Annotated in this window: 22 protein-coding genes; 3 read left to right on the top strand and 19 right to left on the bottom strand. The window is 66.1% G+C overall.

What is annotated here, in order from left to right; translation table 11 throughout:
* Window positions 1-47 precede the first annotated feature (47 nt).
* The 10 genes from VX037_RS20870 to dop form a co-directional block, all read right to left on the bottom strand.
* A complete protein-coding gene (locus tag VX037_RS20870) occupies window positions 48-2,903 on the bottom strand; it encodes a DEAD/DEAH box helicase (RefSeq protein WP_328715766.1) in 2,856 nt (951 codons plus the stop codon).
* On the bottom strand, window positions 2,900-3,904 hold the full coding sequence (gene tatC, locus VX037_RS20865; protein ID WP_328715765.1) for a twin-arginine translocase subunit TatC: 1,005 nt from the start codon (window positions 3,902-3,904) through the stop codon (window positions 2,900-2,902). Before tatC ends, VX037_RS20870 begins: the two co-directional genes overlap by 4 nt.
* Before the next feature lie 33 nt (window positions 3,905-3,937).
* Window positions 3,938-4,195: a Sec-independent protein translocase subunit TatA gene (gene tatA, locus VX037_RS20860; protein ID WP_235724810.1), complete on the bottom strand. Its 258-nt coding sequence runs from the start codon at window positions 4,193-4,195 to the stop codon at window positions 3,938-3,940.
* Between the two features lie 73 nt (window positions 4,196-4,268).
* Window positions 4,269-5,228, bottom strand: coding sequence for a helix-turn-helix transcriptional regulator (locus tag VX037_RS20855; protein ID WP_328715764.1), 960 nt, complete (start codon window positions 5,226-5,228; stop codon window positions 4,269-4,271).
* The gene (locus VX037_RS20850; protein WP_235724812.1) at window positions 5,225-6,220 is read right to left on the bottom strand and encodes a helix-turn-helix transcriptional regulator; all 996 of its coding nucleotides are present in this window, start codon (window positions 6,218-6,220) and stop codon (window positions 5,225-5,227) included. Before VX037_RS20850 ends, VX037_RS20855 begins: the two co-directional genes overlap by 4 nt.
* A gap of 15 nt (window positions 6,221-6,235) precedes the next feature.
* Complete coding sequence (pafA, locus tag VX037_RS20845) at window positions 6,236-7,594, bottom strand: Pup--protein ligase (protein WP_235724813.1); 1,359 nt, start codon at window positions 7,592-7,594, stop codon at window positions 6,236-6,238.
* Between the two features lie 91 nt (window positions 7,595-7,685).
* Window positions 7,686-8,519, bottom strand: coding sequence for a proteasome subunit alpha (gene prcA, locus VX037_RS20840; RefSeq protein ID WP_328715763.1), 834 nt, complete (start codon window positions 8,517-8,519; stop codon window positions 7,686-7,688).
* Entirely contained in the window at window positions 8,516-9,397 is an 882-nt protein-coding gene (prcB, locus tag VX037_RS20835) for a proteasome subunit beta (protein ID WP_235724817.1), read from the bottom strand. The genes prcA and prcB overlap by 4 nt, the downstream gene beginning before the upstream one ends.
* Window positions 9,394-9,585 (bottom strand): ubiquitin-like protein Pup, encoded by a 192-nt coding sequence (locus VX037_RS20830; protein ID WP_235724819.1) that lies wholly within the window; start codon window positions 9,583-9,585, stop codon window positions 9,394-9,396. Before VX037_RS20830 ends, prcB begins: the two co-directional genes overlap by 4 nt.
* A 181-nt stretch (window positions 9,586-9,766) precedes the next feature.
* A complete protein-coding gene (dop, locus tag VX037_RS20825) occupies window positions 9,767-11,269 on the bottom strand; it encodes a depupylase/deamidase Dop (protein ID WP_235724820.1) in 1,503 nt (500 codons plus the stop codon).
* 68 nt (window positions 11,270-11,337) lie between these two features.
* Between dop and glgP the strand changes: the two genes are divergently transcribed.
* A complete protein-coding gene (glgP, locus tag VX037_RS20820; RefSeq protein ID WP_328715762.1) occupies window positions 11,338-13,968 on the top strand; it encodes an alpha-glucan family phosphorylase in 2,631 nt (876 codons plus the stop codon).
* A 137-nt stretch (window positions 13,969-14,105) separates the two neighbouring features.
* On the opposite strand, the gene arc is transcribed toward glgP, so the two are convergent.
* Together arc and VX037_RS20810 are read right to left on the bottom strand one after the other, a co-directional pair.
* Window positions 14,106-15,845 (bottom strand): proteasome ATPase, encoded by a 1,740-nt coding sequence (arc, locus tag VX037_RS20815; protein ID WP_372475167.1) that lies wholly within the window; start codon window positions 15,843-15,845, stop codon window positions 14,106-14,108.
* A 303-nt stretch (window positions 15,846-16,148) separates the two neighbouring features.
* On the bottom strand, window positions 16,149-16,994 hold the full coding sequence (locus tag VX037_RS20810) for a tRNA (adenine-N1)-methyltransferase (protein WP_235724825.1): 846 nt from the start codon (window positions 16,992-16,994) through the stop codon (window positions 16,149-16,151).
* 89 nt (window positions 16,995-17,083) lie between these two features.
* Between VX037_RS20810 and VX037_RS20805 the strand changes: the two genes are divergently transcribed.
* Both VX037_RS20805 and VX037_RS20800 read left to right on the top strand, forming a co-directional pair.
* A complete protein-coding gene (locus tag VX037_RS20805) occupies window positions 17,084-17,947 on the top strand; it encodes a RecB family exonuclease (RefSeq protein WP_328715789.1) in 864 nt (287 codons plus the stop codon).
* Window positions 17,948-18,014: 67 nt separating this feature from the next.
* Window positions 18,015-18,854 carry a thioesterase family protein gene (locus VX037_RS20800; RefSeq protein WP_328715760.1) on the top strand — a complete coding sequence of 280 codons (840 nt, stop codon included), beginning with the start codon at window positions 18,015-18,017 and terminating at the stop codon, window positions 18,852-18,854.
* Between the two features lie 17 nt (window positions 18,855-18,871).
* On the opposite strand, the gene hisG is transcribed toward VX037_RS20800, so the two are convergent.
* From hisG to VX037_RS20765, 7 genes are all read right to left on the bottom strand, one after another.
* Entirely contained in the window at window positions 18,872-19,717 is an 846-nt protein-coding gene (gene hisG, locus VX037_RS20795; RefSeq protein ID WP_266063439.1) for an ATP phosphoribosyltransferase, read from the bottom strand.
* Between the two features lie 83 nt (window positions 19,718-19,800).
* Window positions 19,801-20,064: a phosphoribosyl-ATP diphosphatase gene (locus VX037_RS20790; protein WP_235724829.1), complete on the bottom strand. Its 264-nt coding sequence runs from the start codon at window positions 20,062-20,064 to the stop codon at window positions 19,801-19,803.
* 6 nt (window positions 20,065-20,070) lie between these two features.
* A complete protein-coding gene (locus tag VX037_RS20785; RefSeq protein WP_266063461.1) occupies window positions 20,071-20,775 on the bottom strand; it encodes an HAD family hydrolase in 705 nt (234 codons plus the stop codon).
* A gap of 122 nt (window positions 20,776-20,897) precedes the next feature.
* Window positions 20,898-21,293: a hypothetical protein gene (locus tag VX037_RS20780; RefSeq protein WP_328715759.1), complete on the bottom strand. Its 396-nt coding sequence runs from the start codon at window positions 21,291-21,293 to the stop codon at window positions 20,898-20,900.
* Window positions 21,294-21,351: 58 nt separating this feature from the next.
* Window positions 21,352-22,155, bottom strand: a complete 804-nt coding sequence (locus VX037_RS20775; protein ID WP_328715758.1) for a helix-turn-helix transcriptional regulator — start codon at window positions 22,153-22,155, stop codon at window positions 21,352-21,354.
* A gap of 67 nt (window positions 22,156-22,222) precedes the next feature.
* Window positions 22,223-23,770, bottom strand: a complete 1,548-nt coding sequence (locus VX037_RS20770) for a DUF222 domain-containing protein (RefSeq protein WP_328715757.1) — start codon at window positions 23,768-23,770, stop codon at window positions 22,223-22,225.
* 192 nt (window positions 23,771-23,962) lie between these two features.
* Window positions 23,963-25,399, bottom strand: coding sequence for a hypothetical protein (locus tag VX037_RS20765; RefSeq protein ID WP_328715755.1), 1,437 nt, complete (start codon window positions 25,397-25,399; stop codon window positions 23,963-23,965).
* Window positions 25,400-25,533 lie beyond the last annotated feature (134 nt).

Genomic DNA, 25,533 nt, shown 5'->3' with positions numbered 1-25,533 from the left:
GAACCGGCCCGCCATGTGCGCGGCGTGCGACGTCGAAGACCCCGAACTCAGCCCAGCTCGGCTGCCACGACGCCGCGACGGATGCCGGCAACCGCGGCTCGCGCCGAATCGGCGAGCCGGGTGCCGGGTCCGACGCAGAGCCGGATCTGCTCCAACAGATCGACGACCTGCCGATTCCATCGCACGAAGTCTCCCGGCGACAACAGTTGGCCGCGCTCACCAGCCGCCGCCAACGATTCGGTCAGCGTGCGACCCGACGCCCACAATGAGACCGCGACAGAGAATCCGGTGTCGGGTTCGCGCGTCGCATCGACCCGATGACGAGATTCCAGCGCGGTCAGCTCTCGCCAGATGTCGACCGTGTCTGCCAGCGCACGACGCAGTGCGGCGTTGCCCGGCATCGCGTCGGCGCCCGCGAAGCTCTCCCGCCGTGCCTCGAACACCATCGCGGCGACCACTGCGGCGAGTTCGTGCGGAGCCAGGTGATCCCACACCCCCGCCCGAATGCATTCGACGACCAGCAGGTCGCTCTCGCTGTAGATCCTGCTGAGCAGTTCGCCGGATGCGGTGACGGTCACCTGCTCGGCGCCCGAACGATCGGAGGCGATCTCGATGTACCCGAGTTCGGCCAGCACTGCGACGATGCGGTCGAATTGCACACCGAGGGTGGAAGTCCGCTCGGCGATGACCCGTTCGGCGGATACGATCTCGCGGACCACCCGGTTGCGTCGTTCGGCGAGCCGGAACAACTCGTCGGACCCGTCGAGACGGTGCGCCGGATGGGATCGCAGCGTGGACCGTAGCCGGCCGAGTTCACGGTCGTCCGCGGCTGCGGCGCGTTTCTTGGATCGACCACGCGGCATCTCGATCCCGGTGGAGCGCAGCGCCGACGCCAGATCGCGGCGCCCCCGCCCCGTGCGACGGTCGACGTGTTTGGGTAGCCGCATGTTCCCCAGGACCTGGGGCGGATTGACGAAATCGCGGCTGCCGACTCGCCCACACCAGGCGTCTTGCGCGAGGACGAGCGGTTTGGGATCCACCGATTGGGCAGCCGGTTCGAGGACGACTGCGATACCTCGGTGCCGCCCGCCGTGCAGGCCGATCACATGCCCCCGTTTGAGCGCGGCGAGATCGGCGACCGTCGACTGATTGTGCGCGGCCCGCCGCTCGAACTTGAGATCTCGTTCGCGGCGTCGGATGTCCTCGCGCAGTTGCACATACCCGAGAAACCCGCTGTAGGGTTGCGCGTCCGCCGCGTCGGCCTCATCGAAATCCTCGTCGTCGCCCGAAGGGTCTTCCGCGAGTGCGCCACCGGGCTCGAGGCCGCGGTCCTCGGCGGCCCGGATCAATTCCAGATCCAGTTTGCGCAGTCGCCGCTGCGCGTCATCGACCTTGCGGGCCTGCCCCACCACCGAACGATCGGCCTGGAACTGGGCGAACGATCGGTTCAGCAGTTCACGCGATCCGGCGAGTCCCAGACGACCCAACAGGTTGACGGCCATGTTGTACTCGGGTTGGAACGAACTGCGCAACGGGAACGTCCGCGCGCCGGCGAGGCCGGCGACCTGATCCGGAACCGTTTCCGCCGTCCACACCACGACGGCATGTCCCTCGATGTCGATCCCGCGGCGACCGGCCCGCCCGGTCAGTTGGGTGAACTCGCCGGGAGTCAGGTCGACGTGCGCCTCGCCGTTGAACTTCACCAGCCGTTCGAGGACCACCGTGCGGGCCGGCATGTTGATGCCCAGCGCGAGCGTTTCGGTGGCGAAGACCATCTTGACCAAGCCGTGCACAAAGAGTTCTTCGACCGCATGCCGAAAGGTCGGAAGCAGTCCGGCGTGGTGCGCGGCGAAACCGCGCCGCAGTCCGGCACGCCATTCCTCGACGCCGAGTATCTCCTCGTCGGTGGGCGACAGTTCTTCCAGGTGACGATCGACGACGGCGTCCACCGTCTGCGCCTCCTCGGGGGTCAACAGGTGAATGCCCGACCGCAGACACTGAGCCAACGCGGCGTCGCAACCCACCCGCGAGAAGATGAACCCGATGGCCGGCAGCAGCCCTTCGCGATCGAGCCTGGACACCAGGTCCGGTCGCGACGGCCCGCGCGCACCACCGCGCCGGTGGCCGCGCGGGCCGCCACCGCGGCGGCCACCACCCCGGGACCGTCCGTCGGAGTCGTCGGCAAGCAGCATCCGATGCCGGATGTAGCGCTTCAGTTCCGGATTGACCTCCCGCCGGGCCGGCCTCTTTGCAGCCGACCGGGTGACGGACGGGTGAGCCGGCTCGAACAGGTCGAACATCCGGGTGCCCACCAGCATGTGTTGTGAGAGCGGCACCGGGCGATGTTCGTCGACGATGACCGTGGTGTCGCCGCGCACCGCCTGAATCCAGTCACCGAACTCCTCGGCATTGCTCACGGTGGCCGACAGGCTCACCACGCGGACCGACGGATCCAGATGCAGGATCACCTCCTCCCACACCGCGCCACGGAATCGGTCGGCCAGAAAGTGCACCTCGTCCATCACGACGTAGGACAGCCCGTCCAGCGCCCGCGAGTTCGCGTAGATCATGTTCCGCACGACCTCGGTGGTCATCACCACGACCGGCGCATGAGGATTGATCGAGTTGTCGCCGGTGAGCAGGCCCACGGAGTCCGAACCGTATACCGCCACCAGATCGGCGTACTTCTGATTGGACAGCGCCTTGATGGGCGTCGTGTAAAAACACTTCGTGCCCGAGGTGAGCGCGAGATGGACGGCGAACTCGCCGACGATGGTCTTGCCGGCGCCGGTCGGGGCGCACACCAATACGCCGTGCCCGGCCTCGAGCGCCACGCATGCACGTTGCTGAAAATCGTCGAGGGCGAACGCCAACCGCCCACTGAACTCGTCGAGTCGAGTCACAGGATGTCGTCGAAGGTGTCGCGTTCACGGACGGAGGTGCGCGCCGACGGGGCCTGTGCGTTCTTCGATGCGCCGTGATCGGTCGGTAATGTGGTGGTGCGGTCGAGTCGCGACGCCATCGGCGATGGTCCGGTGGCGGGCAACGGGCTGGCCTGATCGTCGGGGATCGCCGCCCAATCGGGTGTGGAGCGTTTGCGGCGCCGGTCGTTGAACCGGGCGAATTGGATGGCCAGTTCCATCAGCACCGTCAGCGCCAACGCCAGTGCCAGCATGGTGAACGGATCCTGACCTGGCGTGACGATGGCGCAGAACACGAAAAGTGCGAAGATCAGACCACGCCGCCAGCTCTTGAGCTTCTCGTAGGTGAGGACACCGATGATGTTCAACGCCACGATCAGCAACGGCAGTTCGAAGCTGACACCGAAGATGATCAGCAAGTGCAGCATGAAGTTGAAGTACTGGTCGCCGGCCAGCGCGGTGACCTGCACGTCGTTGCCGACCGTGAGCAGGAAATGGAACGCCTTGGCGACCACCAGATAAGCGAGCACCGCACCGCCGACGAACAGCACGGCCGCGCTCGAGACGAAGCCGACCGCGTACCGCCGCTCATTCGAGTGCAGACCTGGCGTGATGAACTGCCACAGCTGGTAGAGCCAGACCGGACACGCGAACACCACTCCGGCGGTGAGCGCAACCTTGAGCCGCAGCATGAACTGGTCGAACGGCCCTGTGGCCAGCAGGCGGCACGAGTCGTCTTCGGTCAGTACTGCCCGCGACTCCGGCGGCAGATCGCAGTAGGGCCCGCGGAGCAGGTCGCCCAGCGACGGGATACCGAGGAAGCCGTGGGTGTACCAGACGAACCCGAAGATGGTTGTCACGACGATCGCAATCGCCGAGATGACCACTCGGGTCCGCAGTTCGTAGAGATGTTCGACCAACGACATCGTGCCGTCGGGATTGACCTTGCGCTTACGGCGCCTCGGGTCCAGAGAAATGCGCACGCGGGGGCCTGGCCTCAGGTCGACGACAGATGATCAGGCAGATTTCTTGACATCGTCGGTCGAGGTCGGCGCCGACGTGGGCGACGCTTCACCGGGCGGCAGTTCACGTTTGGCGGACTCGCCCGCATCTGCGGAGTCCTTGCCGTCGTTCTGCATTTCCTTGACCTCGCTCTTGAAGATCCGCAGCGACTGGCCCAGTCCCCGAGCTGCGTCGGGAAGCTTCTTGGAGCCGAACAGGATCACCACGACGAGCAGGACGATCACCCAGTGCCACCAGGACAGAGCACCCATATTCTCCACCTCCGAATTCCGACGTTGCCAATGCTACCCGAGCCACCCCGACGGCAGCGCCCAGCGGGCGCCCCTAGGTATACCGTGCTCGGGCCGCGGCCGCCGAGGAGATGACCGAATCGGCGATCGCCGAGTCGGAGATCACGCGCACCCGGCCACCGAAGCCGAGTAGGAACCGGGTCAACCACTCCGGCGACCCGTACACCAGCCGGGCACGTACAGGTGCCTGCGGGTCCAGCCGCGTCTCGAGCGATTCCAACGGCTCGATGAGGTAGTAGTCCAGAACCCACAGTTCGCCCGGGTCGATCTCGATCTGCACCGAGGGCAGGTCGGGATTCTCCGACAGCACCGCGCGTTGGGGGTGGGCCTTCGCTTCCTCCGGAGGTGACGCCGGTTCGTCGAGCTCCTCGGCCTCGTCGACCCGGTCGAAACGGAACAGGCGCACACCCTCACTCATCCGGCACCACGCCTCGAGATAGGTGTGATTGTCCATCGTCTGCAGCCCGATCGGGTCGACGATGCGATCACTGACGCTGTCCCGGGTGGCCGAGTAGTACCGGATCCGCAGGGCCCGCCGCGCCGTCACGGCTTCCCGGATGCTCGCAAATGTCGGGTTGTCGGAGTCTGTGGATCCCGCAGGCATGCGCACCGCGGTGTCCGACGAACCGACGGCGGCCTCGATCTTGGCGATGGCGCGTCGCGCGGCCTCCTGGTCGACCGCGCCCGGCAGATCGAGAAGCGCTTGCAGCGCGACCAGCATGGTGCTGGCCTCCGCGCTCGTCAGGCGCAGCGGCCGATCCATCCCGGCGGTGAAGATCACGTCGACGAAGCCGTGCTCGAACTGCAGGTCGATCAGCTGGTGTGGGAAGTAGCCCGGCAACCCACAGACGAACAGCAACTCGAGGTCTTTGGTGAGTTGCGTCTGCGAGATACCCAGGTCGCGAGCGGCCTGATCCAGTGCGATCCCGTCGCGGGTCGCGAAGTAGGGCACCAACGCGAGCAGGCGGCTCAGTCGGTCCGGTCGTGGTGTCATCGGCTGGTCACCCCGCTCAGCTGGTCGAGCGCACCGATCACGTTGTCACGCAACTCCGGCGGCGACAGGACCACGGCGTCGGCCCCGGCGCCGAGCACCATCCGGGCCAGCGTGGTCAGCGACCGGATCTCGATGGTGACCACATCTCCCGGCTCGCCGTCGAGTGACTCGGACTCGATGCGCGTCGCGATCCGACGCAGTCCGGCGGCTCGGTCGTGGGCCAGCCAGATGCGCGCGGTGCCGGTGTCGGCGCCCGCCGCGGAGTCGACGGCGGTCGCCACGATCTGCTGGATGTCGGTTCCGTCCGGAACCACGACCTCCCCGTGCGTCCCCGTCGGTGTCACCTCCGAGATCCGGGACAGCCGAAAGGTACGGGTGTCCTGCCGGTCACGGTCGTGGCCGGTGACATACCACCGCCCGCGATGGGTGACGATGCCCCACGGTTCCAGCGTGCGGCGGGTCGTCGATGCCGCAGCGCCGGGACGGTAATCGAAGGTGACCGCCGTGGCAGCGTCGATCGCGGCGAGCAACGCTGCCAGTGCGGCCTCCGACCCGACCGTCTTGGGCGAGAGACTGGCGGAAACCACCAGTTCATCGTCTGCGCGGACATCGAGCCCGGCGGCGCGCAGCTTGAGGACCGCGTTCTGCGCGGTCGCAGCGATCTCCGGGGCCTCCCACAGCGCCGCCGCCATCGCCACCACCGCTGCCTCGGCGCGGTCGAGTTCGATGTCGGGCAATTCGTAGACGTCGCGGTTGATGCGATAGCCCTCGGCGTTGCCCGACATCCGGTCCCGGCCGGTGATCAGCGGTATCCCGAGATCCCGGAGCTGGTTCTTGTCCCGCTCGAACATCCGGTTGAACGCCTCGTCGGACTGGCCATCGTCGTTGTAACCGGCGACATGTCGGCGGATGTAGTCGGCGGTCAGGAACTGGCGTGTCGACAGCAGGCAGATCACCAGATTGAGCAGGCGCTCGACTTTCTGCGTTGCCACCCCGCCAGCTTACGATCACATGGACGCGATCAGCCGATCGACTCGCTCATCGACACTGCGGAATGGGTCCTTGCACAGGACGGTGCGCTGTGCCTGGTCGTTGAGTTTCAGATGGACCCAGTCCACGGTGAAATCCCGCCCGGCCTTCTGCGCCGCGGAGATGAAGTCGCCGCGCAGTTTGGCACGGGTGGTCTGAGGCGGTTCGTTGACCGCGGTCTTGATCGCCTCGTCGGTGGTCGCGCGCGCGATCAGGCCTTTGCGCAGCATCACGTCGAACACGCCCCGACCACGCTTGATGTCGTGGAAGGCCAGATCGAGTTGGGCGATCTTCGGGTCCGAGAGATCCATCGAGTAGCGGTCCTGGTACCGCTGGAACAGCTTGCGTTTGATCACCCAGTCGACCTCGGTGTCCACCGTGGAGAAGTCGCCGCTCTCCACCGCGTCGAGCATCCGCCCCCACAGGTCGACGACTTGATCCATCTCCGGGTCCGGGCGACGGTTGGCCATGTGTTCGACCGCACGCGCGTGGTACTCGCGCTGGATGTCCAAGGCGCTGGCCTGTCGGCCACCGGCCAGTCGCACGGGCCGACGCCCGGTCGGATCGTGGCTGACCTCGCGGATGGCGCGGATCGGGTTGTCGAGGGCGAAGTCACGAAACACCACGCCGGCCTCGATCATCTCCAGCACCAGCGCCGCCGAGCCGACCTTGAGCAGGGTCGTCATCTCCGACATGTTGGAGTCGCCGACAATGACGTGCAGACGCCGATACTTCTCGGCATCGGCATGCGGTTCGTCGCGCGTGTTGATGATGGGCCGCGAGCGGGTGGTCGCCGACGACACTCCTTCCCAGATGTGCTCGGCACGCTGCGACAGGCAGAACGTGGCCGCCTTGGGGGTCTGCAGGACCTTTCCGGCGCCGCAGATCAGCTGCCGGGTCACCAGGAACGGCAGCAAGACGTCGGAGATCCGGGAGAACTCGCCGGCGCGCACCACCAGATAGTTCTCGTGGCAGCCATAGGAATTGCCCGCCGAATCGGTGTTGTTCTTGAACAGGTAGATGTCACCGCCGATCCCCTCATCGGCGAGCCGCTGCTCGGCGTCGACGAGCAGATCCTCGAGGACGAGTTCCCCGGCTCGATCATGGTTGATCAGCTGGATGAGACTGTCACACTCGGCGGTCGCGTACTCGGGATGCGAACCGACATCGAGGTAGAGCCGCGCGCCGTTCTGCAGGAAGACGTTGGACGATCGGCCCCACGAGACGACCCGCCGGAACAGATACCGGGCGACCTCGTCCGGGCTCAGTCGGCGATGGCCATGGAAGGTACACGTGACACCGAATTCGGTCTCGATACCCATGATTCGACGCTGCACAGGTCAACCCTACCCGCGAACAACGCCACAGACCCGGCGACGCGACGGGTGCTCGCGTGGCCGGGTCTGCGGTGATGTGCCGGTATTCGACTCAGGTATCCGGATTCGACGATGTGTCACCATCGGCAGCGGACGTGCCGTCTGACCCCGAGCCATCCGATTCGTTCGACGGTGACGCTGATGTCGTGGCGGACGGCATCAGCTCGGCCACGGCCGCTTCGCTGAGTCGGCGGAATGCGCGGCGGGGCCGATTGCGATCGAGAATCGCGACCTCGAGGTCGGTGGCGGCGAGTTCGCGCGGAGTCGACGGTGCCGACGTGGACGATCCGGTCGAGGATCCATTGGTGTCCGGTGGGGTCGTCAGTGCAGCCACCGCCAGCGCGAGCGCCGCCGGCAGGTCCAGATCGGGTGCGTAACTCTCGCGCAGTGCGGCCGTGATCGCCTCGTTCGCACCGCCCATCACCAGAAAACGCGTCTCGTCGGCGATGGACCCGTCGTAGGAGATGCGATACAGCTGTGACGGCCGCGGCTTGCCGTACTTGGCCACCTCCGCCACGCACAGTTCGACCTCATAGGGCTTGGCCTGTTCGGTGAACACCGAGCCGAGTGCGTTGGCATAGGTGTTGGCCAACGACAGTGCCGTGACATCGGCGCGGTCGTAGCTGTATCCGCGCATGTCGGCGAGCTGGATGCCGGCCTTGCGCAGGCTCTCGAACTCGTTGTACTTGCCGACTGCGGCGAAACCGATCCGATCGTAGATCTCGCTGGTCTTGCGCAGAGTGTTCGACGGATTCTCGGCCACGAACAGCACGCCTTCGGCATAGGTCAGGGCGATGACGCTGCGGCCCCGGGCGATGCCTTTACGCGCCAGCTCCGACCGATCGCGCATGATCTGTTCGGCACTGGCGTAATACGGGAACGTCATCGCGAGCCCCCTTCATGCTCTGCGGCACGCCGTTCGATGATGACGCGGGCCGCCGCCTCGATCTCGGCGGTGTCCACCTCTCGCGCGCCCTCGGCGGTCACGACGACTGCCATCGGGAAGATCTTGCGCACCAGGTCCGGACCACCGGTGGCCGAGTCGTCGTCGGCGGCGTCGTATAGCGACTCGATGGCGATCGCCAGCGCCGAACCGGTGTCGAGGTCGGGCCGGTAGAGCTTCTTCAGCGACGACTTCGCGAATACCGATCCAGAGCCGATGGCCTGATAGCCTCCGAACTCCTCGTGCCGGTCACCGGCGACGTCGAAGGAGAAGATCCGGCCACGCTCGGTAGGGTCGTCGTGGTCGATGTCGTACCCCACCAACAGCGGAATGGCGGCCAGGCCCTGCATCGCGGCGCCGAGGTTGCCCCGCACCATCGATGCCAGCCGACTGACCTTTCCGTCCAGGGTCAGCGGGACGCCCTCGATCTTCTCGTAGTGTTCGAGTTCGACCGCGAACAACCGCACCATCTCGATCGCGATTCCCGCGGTGCCCGCGATACCGCACGCCGAGTACTCGTCGGTGATGTAGACCTTCTTCACATCGCGGGTGGCGATGAGGTTGCCCGCGGTGGCACGACGATCGCCGGCGAGCACCACGCCACCGGGATAGGACACCGCGACGATGGTTGTGCCGTGCGGGATCTCATCTGTGGCGTGCGCGCTCATACCGTCCCACCGATGCTGCGGCAACTGCTCGGGCGCATGGTTGCGCAGGTAGTCGGTGAACGACGAGATGTCGGCACCCAACGACGATGTGGTGGCCGGGATGGGTCGTGCGGGTGAGTTGTGGGTGTGCAGTGAACCGAACCGATCGCTCACTGGCCGCCCTTCTGTACGTAGGCACGTACGAAGTCCTCGGCGTTCTCCTCGAGCACGTCGTCGATCTCGTCGAGCAGGTCGTCGGTGTCCTCGGCGAGCTTCTCGCGGCGTTCCTGACCGGCGCTGCCGTCCGAGCCGACGTCACCGTCGTCGCCGCCGCCATCACGCCTGGTCTGTTCCTGCGCCATCTGCTGCCTCCTTCATCTCGCCGGACACACAAACTGCGAATCCGGCCCGATCCACCCTGACGGGCGCCGATCCGGCTATGGGTCACCGGATCTGAAAAACCGCGTATTTCACACACTACCGGTGTGCGAGCCGCCGCGGGTGGAAGCGACCGGCCGCGCTGCGGGCAGTCGCTGGGCCCGGTCAGGTGGTGGTCAACTGATCGACGAGTTCGGCCGCCGAGTCCACCGAGTCGAGCAACCTGCCGACGTGTGCCCGGCTGCCGCGCAACGGTTCGAGGGTGGGAATACGCACCAGCGAGTCGCCGCCCAGATCGAAGATGACCGAATCCCAGCTCGCCGCGGCGACGTCGGCACCGAAGCGGCGCAGACACTCGCCGCGAAAATAGGCACGGGTGTTCTGCGGTGGTTCGCTGATGGCGCGGGTGACATCGCTCTCGTCCACCAACCGCTTCATCGATCCGCGCGCGACGAGCCGGTTGTAGAGGCCCTTGTCGAGCCGCACGTCGGAGTACTGCAGGTCGATCAGGTGCAGACGTGGCGCGGACCACCCGAGGCCTTCACGCTGCCGGAAGCCCTCCAGCAACCGCAGCTTGGCGGGCCAGTCCAGGATGTCGGCACATTCCATCGGGTCGCGCTCGAGCCGATCGAGGACGTCGGCCCAGGTCTCCAACACGTGGGCGGCCCGGGTGTCGTCGCTGTGCTCGGACTCGTGGAACTTCATACAACGCTCGAGGTACTCGCGCTGCAGGGCAAGCGCGGTGAGCTCTCGGCCGTCGGTGAGTGCGACGGTCGCGGCGAGGCTCGGGTCGTGGGAGATGGTGTGCACCGCCTGTACCGGCCGCGCCAGTTCGATGTCGGAGAAGTCGACGCCGGCCTCGATGAGGTCGAGGACGAGTGCGGTGGTTCCCACCTTCAGGTAGGTCGCGGTCTCTGCGAGGTTCGCATCACCGATGATGACATGCAGCCGACGGTAGCGTTCGGGATCGGCGTGCGGTTCGTCGCGGGTGTTGATGATCCCGCGCTTGAGGGTGGTCTCCAGGCCGACCTCGACCTCGATGTAGTCCGACCGTTGCGACAGCTGATAGCCCGCCTCGTCGCCGGATTGTCCGATGCCGACGCGGCCGGCTCCGCAGATGATCTGCCGGGAGGCGAAGAATGTCGTCAGTCCGGCGATGACGGCGGTGAACGGCGTCTCCCGGTTCATCAGATAATTCTCGTGGGTCCCGTAGGATGCGCCCTTGCCGTCGATGTTGTTCTTGTAGAGCTGTAGGCGTGGCGCACCCGGCACACTCGCCACATGGCGTGCGGCCGCCTCCATGACCCGCTCACCGGCCTTGTCCCAGATCACCGCATCCATCGGATCGGTCACCTCTGGTGCCGAGTACTCCGGGTGAGCGTGGTCGACGTAGAGCCGTGCGCCGTTGGTGAGGATCATGTTCGCCGCGCCGATCTCGTCGGCGTCGATGATCGGCGCCGGTCCGCTGCCGCGACCGAGGTCGAACCCGCGGGCATCACGCAGCGGCGACTCCACCTCGTAATCCCATCGGGTGCGCTTGGCGCGGGGCACGCCCGCGGCCGCGGCATAGGCCAGCACGGCCTGGGTGGACGTCATGATCGGGTTCGCGGTCGGGTCCCCGGGCGCGGAGATCCCGTACTCGACCTCGGTGCCGATGATTCGCTGCATGCTACGAGCCTAGATGTTCATCTGTGAGCGGTCGCAGCGTCGTCCTGCTCTGGGTAGCGTCTACTGGGGTGAAAGCCTTCCGCCGGTTCACCGTTCGGGTGCCGCTGCCCACCGAACTCACCCACCTCACCGTGCTGGCGCACAATCTGCGCTGGGTGTGGCATGCACCCACCCAGGATCTGTTCGCCACCATCGACCCAGCATTGTGGGACGCCACCGGCGACCCGCTGCGACTACTCGCAGATGTCGAGCCGGAGCGATTCGCCGCGCTCGCCGCCGACCCCGCCTTCCGGGAACGCCTGACCGCCGTCCGCAACGATCTCGAGAGCTATCTGGCCGGGTCGCGATGGTTCGGCGACACCACCGACGAACTGGGCTCGGCGCACCTGGCCGCGACCGGGATCGCCTACTTCTCGATGGAGTTCGGCATCTCCGAGGTACTACCGATCTACTCCGGCGGCCTCGGCATCCTCGCCGGCGATCACCTCAAAGCAGCCTCGGACCTGGGTTTACCGCTGACCGGGGTCGGTCTGTTCTATCGCTCCGGGTACTTCCACCAGAGTCTGTCCCATGACGGCTGGCAGGTCGAACGGTATCCGGTCAACGATCCGACCTCACTGCCATTGGAGCTGCTCACCGATGCCGGTGAGACCGTGATAGTGACGATCTCAATGCCGGGTGGCCGGCAGTTGTCCGCCCGGATCTGGGTCGCCACCGTGGGCCGGATCCCGCTGCTGTTGCTCGACTCCGACCTACCGGACAACGACGAGGAACTGCGCAGCATCACCGACCGCCTCTACGGTGGCGATCAAGACCATCGGATCAAGCAGGAGATCCTGCTCGGCATCGGTGGTGTTCGGGCCGTGCGGGAGTATGTCCGCGTCACCGGTCGGGCCGAGCCGGCCGTGTTCCACATGAACGAGGGCCATGCGGGCTTTTTGGGTGTGGAGCGCATCCGCGAAATGGTCGGCCGCCCCGGGACCGAAGCGCTGGACTTCGACACCGCCGAGGCGGTGGTGCGGGCGTCGAACGTCTTCACCACCCACACCCCGGTGCCCGCCGGAATCGACCGCTTCCCACGCGACATGGTGCGCTACTACCTCGATGCCGACGACGCGGGGATGTCGCGGCTGCTGCCCGGCCTGCCGGTCGCCACCGTCCTCGATCTGGGCGACGAGGCCGACCCCGGTGTGTTCAACATGGCGCACATGGGTTTTCGACTCGGCCAACGCAGCAATGGTGTGTCCCGGTTGCACGGTGCGGTCAGTCGCGAGATGTTCGCCGACCTGTGGCCGGGATTCGACGCGGACGAGGTGCCGATCGGCTCGGTCACCAACGGTGTGCACGGACCGACCTGGACGGCGCGGACATGGCTCGATCTGGCGGTCGACGACGAGGCCGGGCAGGCCGCGGCCATCGCGGCGATGTCGCCCGAGAACATCTGGCAGGTGCGATCGGAGTTGCGCACGCGTCTGGTCGAGGAGGTCCGACGCCGCGCCCACGACAGCGCCCGAGACCGCGGATTCACCGAGGCCGAACTCGGGTGGACGGCCGAACTCTTCGACACCGACGCACTCACGATCGGTTTCGCTCGGCGCGCGGCCACCTACAAACGCCTGACGCTGATGTTGCGTGATCCCGAGCGTATGCGCCGCATCCTGACCGATCCGCAGCGTCCGGTCCAGCTCGTCATCGCGGGAAAGGCACACCCGGCCGACGACGGCGGCAAGGCACTGATCCAGCAGGTCGTGCGGTTCACCGAGGATCCCGAATTGCGCACGCACATCGTTTTCCTGCCGGACTACGACATTTCGATGGCCCGCGACATCTACGCCGGTTGCGACGTGTGGCTCAACAATCCGGTGCGTCCGATGGAGGCGTGCGGAACATCCGGCATGAAATCGGCGATGAACGGCGGGTTGAACCTGTCGATCCTCGACGGCTGGTGGGATGAGATGGCCGACGGGGAGAACGGCTGGGCGATTCCGTCGGCCGAGGGTGTTGCCGACGATCACCGTCGCGACGACCTGGAGGCCGAGGCCCTCTACACACTGCTCGAGGAGACGGTCATCCCGCTGTTCTACAACCGCTCGGCGAGTGGGGTGCCCGAACGATGGGTGCAGATGGTGCGTCACACGCTCACCCGGCTGGGCCCGCAGGTGCAGGCCGGACGGATGGTCCGGGACTACACCGCCGCACTCTATGTGCCGGCCGCCGACCAACTCGCATCCATCTGCGCCGATGACTTCGCACCGGCCCGCGATCTCGCCGAATATCGCCACCAACTCGAGCGCTCGTGGCCTGCGGTGCAGATCGCCGGCATCGACGAATCCGATGCGGGGGACTCGCTCGACGCCGACGGCCCGCAACGGGTCAACCTCACCTTCACCGCACACGTCGCGCTGGGCGAGTTGAGTCCGGAACGCGTGTGTGTGCAGGCGTTGGTGGGGCGTGTCGACAGCGACGGCGAGATCATCGACCCGGAGATCGCGGAGATGTCGCCGACGTCGGAGACCGATCCCTCCGGCAGGACGCTGTTCCGGGCCACCGTGATGCCGGCACGCTCGGGCCGTCATGGCTACACCGCACGCGTACTGCCGCGACATCCCCAGCTCTCCGACGACGCGGAACTGGGGTTGGTGCGCTACCCGGTGGGTACCGTCGAGGATGCCGGGCCGGGGCAGGGTTCTGGCTCGTGAGGCCCCTTCGTGACGCTCGCAAGCTCGCTCCTCAGTGACGCGACCCACGCGCGCTGCGCACGGGTCGCGTCACTGATCCCTGAGGAGCTCCGGAGCGCTGGCGAAGGGGCGTCACGAAGGGCGCGAAACCCAGCAGGTCACAGGTACTGACCCGTGTTGGTCTCGGTGTCGATGGCGCGGCTGGCACCCGCGCTCTTGCCGGTGACCAGGGTACGGATGTAGACGATCCGCTCCCCCTTCTTGCCCGAGATCCGTGCCCAATCGTCGGGGTTGGTGGTGTTCGGCAGATCCTCGTTCTCGGCGAACTCGTCGAGGATCGAATCGAACAGGTGCTGCACCCGTAGACCCGGCGCACCGGTGTCGAGCTGCGACTTGATCGCGTACTTCTTGGACCGGTCGACGACATTCTGGATCATCGCACCGGAGTTGAAGTCCTTGAAGTACATGATCTCCTTGTCGCCGTTGGCGTAGGTGACCTCCAAGAACCGATTGTCGTCGCTTTCGGCGTACATCCGCTCGACGACCTTCTCGATCATCGCGTTGACGCATGCCGTCCGGTCGCCGCCGAACTCGTTGAGGTCGTCAGCGTGCACCGGCAGTTGCTCGGTGAGGTACTTCGAGAAGATGTCCATCGCCGATTCCGCGTCGGGACGTTCGATCTTGATCTTCACGTCGAGACGGCCCGGACGCAGGATGGCCGGGTCGATCATGTCCTCACGGTTGGACGCACCGATCACGATGACGTTCTCGAGTCCCTCGACGCCGTCGATCTCGCTGAGCAGCTGCGGGACGACGGTTGTCTCCACGTCGGACGACACACCCGAACCGCGGGTACGGAAGATCGAGTCCATCTCGTCGAAGAACACGATCACCGGGGTGCCCTCAGACGCCTTCTCCCGCGCACGCTGGAAGATCAGGCGGATGTGTCGCTCGGTCTCACCGACGAACTTGTTGAGCAGCTCGGGGCCCTTGATGTTGAGGAAGTAGGACTTTGCCTCCTTGGCGTCGTCGCCGCGCACCTGTGCGATCTTTTTCGCCAGCGAGTTGGCCACCGCCTTGGCGATGAGCGTCTTGCCGCATCCGGGCGGACCGTAGAGCAGGACACCCTTGGGAGGACGCAGCGCGTAGTCGCGGAACAGGTCCTTGTGCAGGAACGGGAGCTCCACGGCGTCGCGGATCTGCTCGATTTGACGGCCAAGGCCGCCGATGTCCTCGTAGCCGACGTCGGGCACCTCTTCGAGCACGAGGTCCTCGACCTCAGCCTTGGGTACCCGTTCGAAGGCGAACCCGGCCTTGGTGTCGATGAGCAGAGAATCACCGGGTCGCAACGTGCGTTTCTTGCCGTCCTCGCCGTCGACCTCGCCGAGGAGGGGTTCGGCCAGCCATACCACTCGTTCTTCGTCGGCATGTCCGACCACGAGCGCGCGGCGGCCGTCGCCGAGGACCTCGCGCAGCGTGCTGATCTCGCCGACGGAGTCGAACTCGCAGGCCTCGACGATCGTCAAGGCCTCGTTGAGACGAAGAGTCTGACCCTTGTGCAGGGTCTCGACCTCGATGTTCGGTGAACACGTCAGGCGCATCTTGCGGCCGGAGGTGAACACGTCGACGGTACTGTCGGGATAGATCTCGAGGAGTACGCCGTACCCGCTCGGCGGCTGGCCGAGCCGGTCTACCTCTTCGCGCAGCGCGACCAACTGCTGGCGCGCCTCCTTGAGCGTGTCGAGCAGTTTCGCATTCCGGGTGGTCAGGTTATCGACCCGCTCCTGGAGTTCGGTCACATCAGCAGGGCGGCCGGTGCCGGGGCGTGCGCCGCCGCGCAGCGATTCCGGACGGGCCAGAGGGGCCGTGTAGGCAGGGACGAAGTTATCCTCGGGCATCTGGCCGGTGCCGCCCTGTTCGGGTCCGTCGTCTCGCGCACCCGAGAACCCGAGGTGGTCGGCGCCGCTGGCGCCCTGGCGGTCAGATTCGGTCATTGCTGACTCCTCTCCCCGGCAAACACTTCTCTCATGGTGTCTTCATGGAGTGTTTGCGCCGTAACCCCACGCTACCGGTGTGAACCGGAAATCGCCCTGCACCGCGCAACACTCGGTGTTGACGACGTGTTAAATCTACGTCTTCGCAACGTATTCGCGACGTTTCGCCGAGTCTTCCGGCAGGGTCGGATCAGCGGCGAGATGTCGTCATCCGCGCGTGGGACGACGTTGTGGACGCAGGGTCGTGACGCCGTCGGCGAGGCGGCGCGTGGTGATCAGAAATGCCGTGTGGCCCTGCATTTTGTGTTCCGGCCGCACGGCGAGACCCACTGCGCTCCAGTCCCGGACCATCGATTCCCAGGCTCGCGGCTCGGTCCAACACTCCTGGTCACGCAGTGCTTCCATCACGCGGGACAACTGTGTGACAGTCGCCACATAAATCACCACGACCCCGCCTGGTTTTATCGCCCGACGCACCACGTCCAGGGGTTCCCAGGGCGCCAGCATGTCGAGGATCACGCGGTCGAATCGCTGGTCGGGGGCCACTGCATCGGCGTCCAACGTGGCCAGGTCGTCGATCACGATCTCCCAGTTGCCGGGCCGGCCACCGAAGAAGGTCTCGACATTGCGGATCGCGTGTTCGGCGTGGTCTGCGCGTATCTCGTAGGACGTGACCGTGCCCCGATCTCCGACCGCTCTCAGCAGCGAGCACGTCAGCGCACCGGAGCCGGCGCCTGCTTCGAGGACGCGGGCGCCCGGGAAGATGTCGCCTTCGGTGACGATCTGAGCGGCGTCCTTCGGATAGATGACCTGCGCCCCTCGCGGCATCGACAGCACGTAGTCCACCAGCAGCGGCCGCAGCGCCAGATACTGCGTGCCGCTGGTGGCTGCGACGATGCTGCCCTCGGGCGCTCCGATCAGATCGTCGTGGGCGATGGCTCCCCGATGGGTGTGGAAGAGCTTGCCCTCCTCCAGGTGAACGGTGAACTTGCGACCTTTGGCGTCGGTCAATTGCACGCGGTCACCCACGGCGAAGGGGCCGGTCGTCGGCATCGGGCTGGAGTCCTTCCGGCTGGTCGCACGGGTGTCGTTTCGCGAACCTGTCACTGTCGCGACCTACCCTGCCAAATGTGAGTATGACGATGGACGCTGGGTCGCCTCAGCAGACCGGCGACGACACCGCAACACCCGGGTCGAGCGTGGTGCGCCGACCGTTGGCGTTGTCCCCATCACGCGCTGCCGACTTCAAACAGTGTCCGCTGTTGTACCGATATCGCGCCATCGACCGGTTCCCGGAGACCCCCACCCCAGCTCAGACCCGCGGCACGGTGGTGCACGCCGCGCTCGAGAACCTCTTCGACATGCCGGCTGAGCTGCGCACCCAAGAGTCGGCGGATCTGCTGGTCGAAGGCGCCTGGGCGGCGTTGTGTGAGGCCGATCCCCTGCTGGCGGAAATCATCGGTGAAAGCGGCACCGACCGATTCGTCGCCGATGCGCAGAAGTTGATCGCGACCTATTACACGATGGAGAATCCGACCGCCTTCGAGGCGGACGCCTGCGAGGAGCACGTCGAGATCACCGCCGACGACGTGGCGATGCGGGGTTTCATCGATCGGATCGATGTCGCGCCGACCGGCGAGATACGGGTGGTCGACTACAAGACCGGCCGATCCCCCGGCGAGGCCTATGAGGCCAAGGCGCTGTTTCAGATGAAGTTCTACGCGCTGGCCGTGCTGCGTATCCGCGGCGTGGTCCCGGCGCGGTTGCAGCTGATGTACCTGTCCGATGGTCAACAGCTCAGCTACACACCCGACCGCGAAGAGTTGGAACGTTTCGCCCGCACGCTCAAGGCCATCTGGACGGCAATCCGGGCCGCGGTCGCCACCGGCGACTTCCGCCCGCACCGCTCTCGGCTGTGTCGCATGTGCGAGCACCAGCACCGCTGTCCGGAGTTCGGCGGGGAGATCCCCCCGTATCCGGGGCCGCCGCCGGGCTTCACCGGATGACCAGCTGAGGTCACGCAGCCCGACCCCCGACCGCGTCGGTTATGACGGTAGGCATACTGTGCTTGTCGTGGAGTCCTGCTACTACGTGCCGATCGATCCGCCGGCCTCTGCCGGCAACACCGGCCACGAATACTTCCAACCCACCGAGGCCACCCAGAGCGTGTGGGCGTCGACGATGCAACACGGCGGGCCACCGTCGGGTCTGATGATGCGCTCCCTGCTGCGCTGCGATGCCCAGCCGGGCCAGCAGTTCACCCGCGTCACCACCGAGATCCTCGGGCCGATCGGACTGGGTGTGAATCGGGTCCGCGCGGAGGTGATCCGGCCCGGCCGCCAGATCAGCCTGGTCGGCACCGATCTCGAGGTGCAGCAGGCTGATGGCTCGTTTCGCCTCGCGGCTCGATCGGTGGGCTGGCGGCTGCGCACCGCAGACACCGCCGACATCGCCGAAGCCCCCGAGGCGTTGACGCCGACCCCCGACGACCTGACCCCGGTGCATGGCGTCACCGAGAACTCTGATCTCGGAGTGGACTGGGGCACAATTGGTTTCATTGGCTCGATCGAGTCGGCGACGGCACCGGGCCGCACCGGCGACACCCCGGCGGTGTGGGTCCGGCCGGCGATCGCTCTGGTGGGTGGCGAGGAGATCTCCGACCTCGAGTCGATGTTCACCGTCATCGACATCGCCAACGGTCTGGGCACCCGGCTACGCACCGATCAGTGGACGTGGATGAACACCGACACCACCGTCCACCTCACCCGCATCCCGTCGGGCCCGTGGGTCGGCATCGACGCCGACATGGTGCAGGGGCCCGACGGCTTCGGCGCGACGTTCGGTGACCTCCACGACCGCCACGGCTTCATCGGCCGATCGGCGCAGACCGTCCTGCTGAATCGGATGGCCTGAGGCGCGGTGCCGGACCGTCAGAACCGGCAGGACCGGATGTCGGTGGCGAGGATCGCCTTGGCCCCGAGTTCGGACAGTTCGTCCATCAGGCTCTGGTGGATCTTACGCGGGACCATGGCCCGTACCGCGACCCAATCGGGGTCCGCCATCGGCGCGACGGTCGGTGATTCCAGGCCAGGCGTCAGTTTCGATGCCTCGGCGAGCAGTGTCCGCGGGCAGTCGTAGTCGATCATCACGTACTGCTGGCCGAACACCACGCCCTGAACGCGGGCGACGAACTGCCGCGCGGCCTTGGTCTGCGTGATCCCGGCCTGCGAGATCAGTACGGCCTCCGAGTCGCACAGCGACTCGCCGAAGGCGGCCAGCCCGTGCGCACGCAGCGTCCGCCCGGAACCCACCACGTCGGCGATCGCATCCGCGACACCGAGCTGGATGGAGATCTCGACGGCGCCGTCGAGGCGGATGATGGTGGCCTCGACCCCGCGACCGGCGAGATCATCTGCCACGAGATTTGGGTACGACGTGGCGATGCGCTTGCCCGCCAACGACTCGACCGACCAGCTCTCCGCCGCGGGGGCTGCGTAACGGAAGGTCGATGAACCGAAGCCCATCGAGAGTTGTTCGTCGACCGACGCCCCCGAGTCCCGCGCCAGGTCGCGGCCGGTGATGCCCAGATCGAGCGTGCCGGCGCCGACGTAGATGGCGATGTCTTTCGGGCGCAGGAAGAAGAACTCGACGTCGTTGTTGTTGTCGAGGACTGTGAGGTCCTTGGCGTCAGTACGTTTCCGGTAGCCGGCCTCGGCGAGGACGGCGGCCGCAGATTCGGAGAGTGCCCCCTTGTTGGGCACGGCCACACGCAGCATGTCGGGTTCCTTCTGGATTAGGTGGGGGTCTGTGGTCGAGGTGTCGATCTGTGTCTGACGATGTCGGTGTCCGGGGCGCCCGGTCACAGATGTCGGTACACGTCGGCCGGCGTCAGACCCCGCTTGATCATCATCACCTGCAGCCAGTAGACGAGCTGAGAAATCTCCTCGGCGAGCGACTCGTCGGATTCGTGTTCGGCGGCGAGCCAGACCTCGCCGGCCTCCTCGATGATCTTCTTGCCCAGTGTGTGAACTCCGGAGTCGAGGGCGGCGACCGTCCCGCTACCGGGGGGACGAGTCTGTGCCTTGTCGCTCAGCTCGGCGAACAGCTCCTCGAAAGTCTTCACGGTCCCTCATCTTTGCATGTCACGCCCGGCTGGAAGATGGCCGGGGTGTTGCCCGGTCCATGCATCGACGACGTCGGCGATCGTCAGGCCGACCAGCGAGCGCCGAAAGCTGCGCAGACTGCCCTGAGGCACCCGGGCCGCCGACGGGATCACCAGGGTCGGGCAGCCCGCTGCGGTCGCCGCCGCGGTTCCTGCGGGCGAATCCTCGACCGCCAGACACTGGTCGGGCCGCAGGCCCACGAGTGACGCCGCGCGTAGGTACGGGTCGGGATGGGGCTTGCCGAGGGCCACTTCGTCGCCACACACGGTCGCGACGAAGCGCGTGGCGTCGAGTGTCTCGAGTGCCACATCGGTCAGCTCCCGCACCGTGTTGGTGACCAACACCATGGGCAGGCCCGCCGATCGGACCAGCTCGAGGGCGGCGTCGGCGCCCGGACGCCACGGCAGCCCCTTGTCGAACATCGCGGCGACGTGGTCGAGCAACCACCGTTCATCGCCGGCACGGTCCTGTTCGGCGGCGGGGATTCTCGCTGCGGCGTACACCTTGCTCAGCGCATCGGGAAGTGCGTTGCCCAGGGTGGACTCGCGTAGCGCCGGGCTCATCGTGATCCCGTGCCGTAGCGCGAGGTCGGCCATGGCCACGTCCCACAGCGGTTCGGAGTCGAGGAGCGTCCCGTCCATGTCCCAGAGCACGGCAGCCGGGCCGGACAGGGACGAAGCAGAGAAGGTTGAGCCACCCGCGGCAGGGGTCGATGCTGAGGTCGTCGGTCGGTCGGTCACGTCAGCATCATCGCATTGCGTAAGCCTTCATTCGCGACAGCCGTAGGCACGTTCTATTCGATCGCGAGCATGGGGAACCCGAGAGCGAGCAGCATCAATGCCAGCAGGAACCATGCGGCACCGTGCCAGATAGGCCAGGTGCCGCCGCCGCGGTATACGCGATAGGCGATGACGAGCGCGGCGAGTCCGCCGAGCCCGAGCACCGCGGGCCCAACGACCGCCCACACCAGGTTGTCTCGTCCCGTGCTCATGAATGCCACGACGCCCATCGCGGCCACCCCAAGTACACCGACCACGTACAGCGCGGCCCGACGGAGCGTGCTCGGGTCGTCCCAACGCTTCTCGACGTCGCGCCGTTGCGACTGCCACTGTCCACGCTGGTCTGCCGAGTCGTCCGTCCCGTCGTCGCCGTTGGGGTCTGGCGGCACCACAGAGGAATCTTCGGTCATGCAATCCGGGTACCCGCGATGTTCCCCGGAAAAACGGGCCACAGCCTGCGGAGGTCTGTCACACGGTGTGTGGGTGTGTGTGGCGCGTAAGGATGCGCTCGGTTGCATCGTCGCTGGGATAGAACAGCTCGATCGTCATCTCCTCGAGCGTGATGTCTCGGGGTGAACCGAACGTGGTCAGCGTCGTGAAGAAAGACAACACGTTCTCACCAGACCGGATCGCGAATGGCACCAGCAGGCCCGGATCCCGCTCCGCGGTGCGTGGGCTACGCCGTTCCAGGTCGTCCACGGTCGGGTAACCGGTCACCTCACGCTCAAGGTCGACCAGACGCGGATCGCCGGTGATGCTGACGAGCCGGCGCAGCGTCATCAGCAGGTACGAGGCCCAGATGTCGAAGTCGACGGTGATCTTCGCGAACCCGTCCGGGTGCAGCGACGCCCGGAAGAGGTTGAACGGCGGACCGGTGAGATGGGGCGGCAACATCGCGGCCAGCGACCGCGCAGATTCGTTGGCCAGCACAACATTCCAAGCACGGTCAAGTGCCAGCCCAGGAGACGGATTGTGCGCGTCGAGAACCCGCTGCACCGATGTCCGTACCCGATCCATCGACGCGGCATCGAGCGATTGTTCGGAATATCTCGGCGCGTGACCAGCGGCGAGGAGGAGCGCATTGCGCTCGCGCAACGGAATGTCCAGACGCACCGACAATGCCTCGATAAGGTTCGGGCTGGGTATGGACTTGCCTGTCTCGATGAAACTGAGATGTTTGGGTGACACACCCACCTCGTAGGCGAGGTCGAGTTGACTCATCGATCGCTGTGATCGCCACTGGCGCAACATGGTGCCGACACCCGCCGTCATGGGCCCATGATAAGTGGCCGACCCGATGTGATCGATGACGCGTGGCGGCCGTTGCCGGAGGTCGGCGCTAGAACGGTGGTGGGCCGGCGTCGGTGACGCGTTTGCGGTTGCGGGCGCGTTCGGCGCGTCTGCGGGCGTGTTTGTTCGCCACCCGTGTGTTGACGCGGGTGCTGCGTTCGATCGTGGCACTGGTGTGCGGGGGTGGGGCCTGCGCGGGTGCGGTGAACCGGATCCTGCGTAGTCCGGGGAACAGGTCTTCCTGGGTTTCGGCTTCGCCGGGCAACACCAGGCCTTCGGGGGTGATGTATTCGGTGACCAGCCGCCCGTCATCGTCACGCCACTGGTCATCGACCCAGTCACCGAACGTTTTCAGCAGGTGTCCGGGACGGCATTTCGCGTTCAACCCGACCTCGGTGGTCTGCCCACCTCTGTGCGGGCAGGCGTGGTCGTACTCATCGACATGGTCGAGGTCGCCGCGCCACGCCGAGGTCAGGCATCCCGGTTCGGTGCAATACCCATCGCGCAACCGGATGAACGTATCCAACGCCGCCGACGGCCGATACGGATCCGACGGCAGATGCGCCGGCAACGTGAACGTGCCATCCGGTTCCGGTTCGATCGTGGGCGGCACCAGATAGGAAACCGTGGTGTCCGCACGAGCAGCGATGTCGCGCACATGCTCGCCCGAGATCACCCCATGGCCCTCCATGAAACCGGCGTTGTTCGCCATCCCTTTCACGGTGGCCTCGTCGGCGACGACGTGGAGGACGGCCTTGCAGTCCACCGGCGGGATCACACCGGGCTCCGGGATCACGGCGGTGCAGTCGTCGCGGCCGCAGTCACATTCGAACGCGGTGCCCGACAACAGGCAGAACATCGCATCGGATTGCCGTTGCGGCTTGGTGCGCGGATCGTGTTCACACACACTGTCGGCCAATGCGGCGACCGCGGCGGCGGCGATCCGCACGTTCTCCGCCGACATCACCCCGGTGATCTCGGCGGTGCCGTCCTCGCGCGGATGGGTCCACATCCGGCGGTCATCAAGCGCCTGCTGCCGACGTTCCCGCACCGCGTCGGGGTCATGACGAAACACGATCCGATCGATCATGTCGCGGAACCTGGCTTTGCTCCACGTCCCGCGCTTGGTGCGCAACGTTTCCGCGATGTCGGCGTCCACCGCCGGTGCGGCTGATGATTCGGCCAGCAGGTCGGTCCGGCTGACCGCTTTCTGCGCGTGCCACGGGTTGATGATCCCGTCACGCAAACATTCCGACACCTCGGGCAGCCGGTCCCGCAACGCGACCGCATCATTGAGCAGTGTTTCCGCGGCGCCACGAGAAGTGCCGCGGAGTTTGGCGATACGTGCTGCGGCGTCGGCGAAGCCGTCCACCACGAAACCATCGGTGTCCTCGCGGGCAGCGACCAGACGATCGTAGAGTGCTGCCACCGACTGGTACTCGGCGTAGGCGAGATAGGCACGGCCGCGGTCGAGTTCGGCCATCCCGAGCAGCAGGTCGTTGGTCGGGTCCTCATCCGGGTAGGCCGCATCCACACCACCGAGAAAGTCACGCGGCAACTGCGGCCACGGCGACGGCGAGGACAACACGGACGACACGAAGGACCCTTCACGGACTCGACAACCAACCGATACAGGATCTTCTTCGATATGCCACCCACCAAGACGACACCGACCCCGAGGCCGAATGTCAGCGAGTTCGCGCCTACCCGTTTCGCATCAACTCATCCTGCACACACCAAACTAGAACACAGCACCGACAAGAATGATCACCGCAGTTCAGAGGCCATTTCAAACGGGACTCCCGGCCTCCCGAGCACGACCTCGCCGAACGACGTCGAACACCGCGTACACCACCCCGAGCACGGCCAGACCCATCATCGAAGCGTAGATCGACAACGCGGTGTCGCCGCGACCCGAACCGTAGGCATCGTCACCACCCTGCGGTCCCTGGCCCGACCATCCCGGCCCCGACGACGCACCCCTGTCGCCGCGACCCGGCCCGCCGGCCACCGTGCCATGGAATCCGGCGCTGCCGCCCGGCCCGCCCGGCCCGCCGGGTCGCGCCCCGGCCCCGCCGCCCGGTCCACCCATCAGCTGTCCCTGGTTGCCCGTGAGCGATGCGTGATACACCCCGATCGCCGCGGCCTGGATCAGGATCGGGATGAGCACGAACCGCAGCGGTAGGTAGAAGGCCAGTACCACGCTGAGGATCTCCGCGGTGTAGAAGTATCGATCGTGCATGGCAGGCAACAGAAATGGCACCAGCACCGAGGACGCCGTCGCGACCGCGAGGATCGACGTGGGGGTGACCGCCGGGCGGCGCTTCCATACCGACCACACTAGGAACGCGACGATGATCGCGGCGGCAACTGCGATACCGAGTTGGGCCAGCCAGGTGACGTCGCCCGAGACCGGAATCAGTTGATAGAGGTTGGCCGCGCCCAGAGTCAACTGCTGGTAGGAGCCTGTCTGATCGAGGTACACGGTGAGCGCCTCGTGCCACGGAGCCCCAGCGACCAGAGCCGGCAGGTCCAGGAGCACGTAGACGATCGGGATGGCGAGCAGGCTGTACCACGGCAGGCGCCGTCGGATCAGCAACCACAGCAGCACCGGCATGACGAAGACCGCCTGCAACTTGAACGCGATCGCGACACCGAACATGACGCATGCCCAGATCGAGTTCATTCGTGACGACTGCGGCGTAGCCCTCATCAGGAAGTACACGCCACCGAGCACGAACGCCGAATAGATGGCATCGGCCTGCCCCCAGTACGCGCTGTTGGCGATCACCGACGGCAGCAGTAGCACGATGCCGAACGCCAACGCCCGCAGCGAGAATCGTGGTGTGCGTAGCGCGACGATGCGGTAGGCGAAGAAGGCCAGCAGGACGTCGAAGGCGATCGAGATGGCCTTGATGCCGATCAATGCCGGCATGTTGAGCGCGGTGAGTATCCAGATCAGATACAGGTAGGGGTAGTTGTAGTCCGCGAATTTCTCCCGGAATGCGCCGAAGCCCTGCGTGTCGAGAGTCTCGTACCAGCGGCTCAGAAAGGCTCGATAGTCAAGGGTCTCGATGTCGAGGAACTGTATGCGGATGACCAGCGCCACAACGATGAGCGTGATGAGGGTGGCCCAGCGGAGCCACCGTGGCGGCGTCGTGCGTGCGGCTTCGGCGGCGTGCTCTGCGCTCGCCGGCGGCGCTGGTGCGAGGGTTGGGGATGCCATGCGACCACTGTCCTGCCACAGCCTGGCAACCCGATGTCAGCGAGCTATGCGATCGGTGCTAGCCTCGATCTTTCACGTGGCTGGGTGATGGGCGGCGTGTGATACGCGAAAGTGCCTGTCTGCTGGGGGATTCT

Origin of the sequence: Gordonia sp. Z-3 (assembly GCF_036233855.1) — a bacterium.
GTDB classification, from domain to species: Bacteria; Actinomycetota; Actinomycetes; order Mycobacteriales; family Mycobacteriaceae; genus Gordonia; species Gordonia tangerina.
Note: the sequence above shows the minus strand (reverse complement) of the source record. Positions and strands in the feature narration are given on the sequence as shown.

Excerpts from the sequence above, each read along its gene's own strand:
- arc (WP_372475167.1), bottom strand. The coding sequence starts at position 15,845 with ATGCCCGAGGATAACTTCGTCCCTGCCTACACGGCCCCTCTGGCCCGT.
- VX037_RS20810 (WP_235724825.1), bottom strand. The coding sequence starts at position 16,994 with ATGCCGACGACCGGCCCCTTCGCCGTGGGTGACCGCGTGCAATTGACC.
- VX037_RS20765 (WP_328715755.1), bottom strand. The coding sequence starts at position 25,399 with ATGGCATCCCCAACCCTCGCACCAGCGCCGCCGGCGAGCGCAGAGCAC.
- prcA (WP_328715763.1), bottom strand. The coding sequence starts at position 8,519 with ATGACGTTCCCGTATTACGCCAGTGCCGAACAGATCATGCGCGATCGG.
- VX037_RS20780 (WP_328715759.1), bottom strand. The coding sequence starts at position 21,293 with ATGACCGAAGATTCCTCTGTGGTGCCGCCAGACCCCAACGGCGACGAC.
- tatA (WP_235724810.1), bottom strand. The coding sequence starts at position 4,195 with ATGGGTGCTCTGTCCTGGTGGCACTGGGTGATCGTCCTGCTCGTCGTG.
- dop (WP_235724820.1), bottom strand. The coding sequence starts at position 11,269 with ATGCAGCGAATCATCGGCACCGAGGTCGAGTACGGGATCTCCGCGCCC.
- VX037_RS20775 (WP_328715758.1), bottom strand. The coding sequence starts at position 22,155 with ATGACGGCGGGTGTCGGCACCATGTTGCGCCAGTGGCGATCACAGCGA.
- hisG (WP_266063439.1), bottom strand. The coding sequence starts at position 19,717 with ATGCTGCGTGTGGCCGTGCCCAACAAGGGGGCACTCTCCGAATCTGCG.
- VX037_RS20830 (WP_235724819.1), bottom strand. The coding sequence starts at position 9,585 with ATGGCGCAGGAACAGACCAGGCGTGATGGCGGCGGCGACGACGGTGAC.
- VX037_RS20855 (WP_328715764.1), bottom strand. The coding sequence starts at position 5,228 with ATGACACCACGACCGGACCGACTGAGCCGCCTGCTCGCGTTGGTGCCC.
- VX037_RS20805 (WP_328715789.1), top strand. The coding sequence starts at position 17,084 with ATGGACGCTGGGTCGCCTCAGCAGACCGGCGACGACACCGCAACACCC.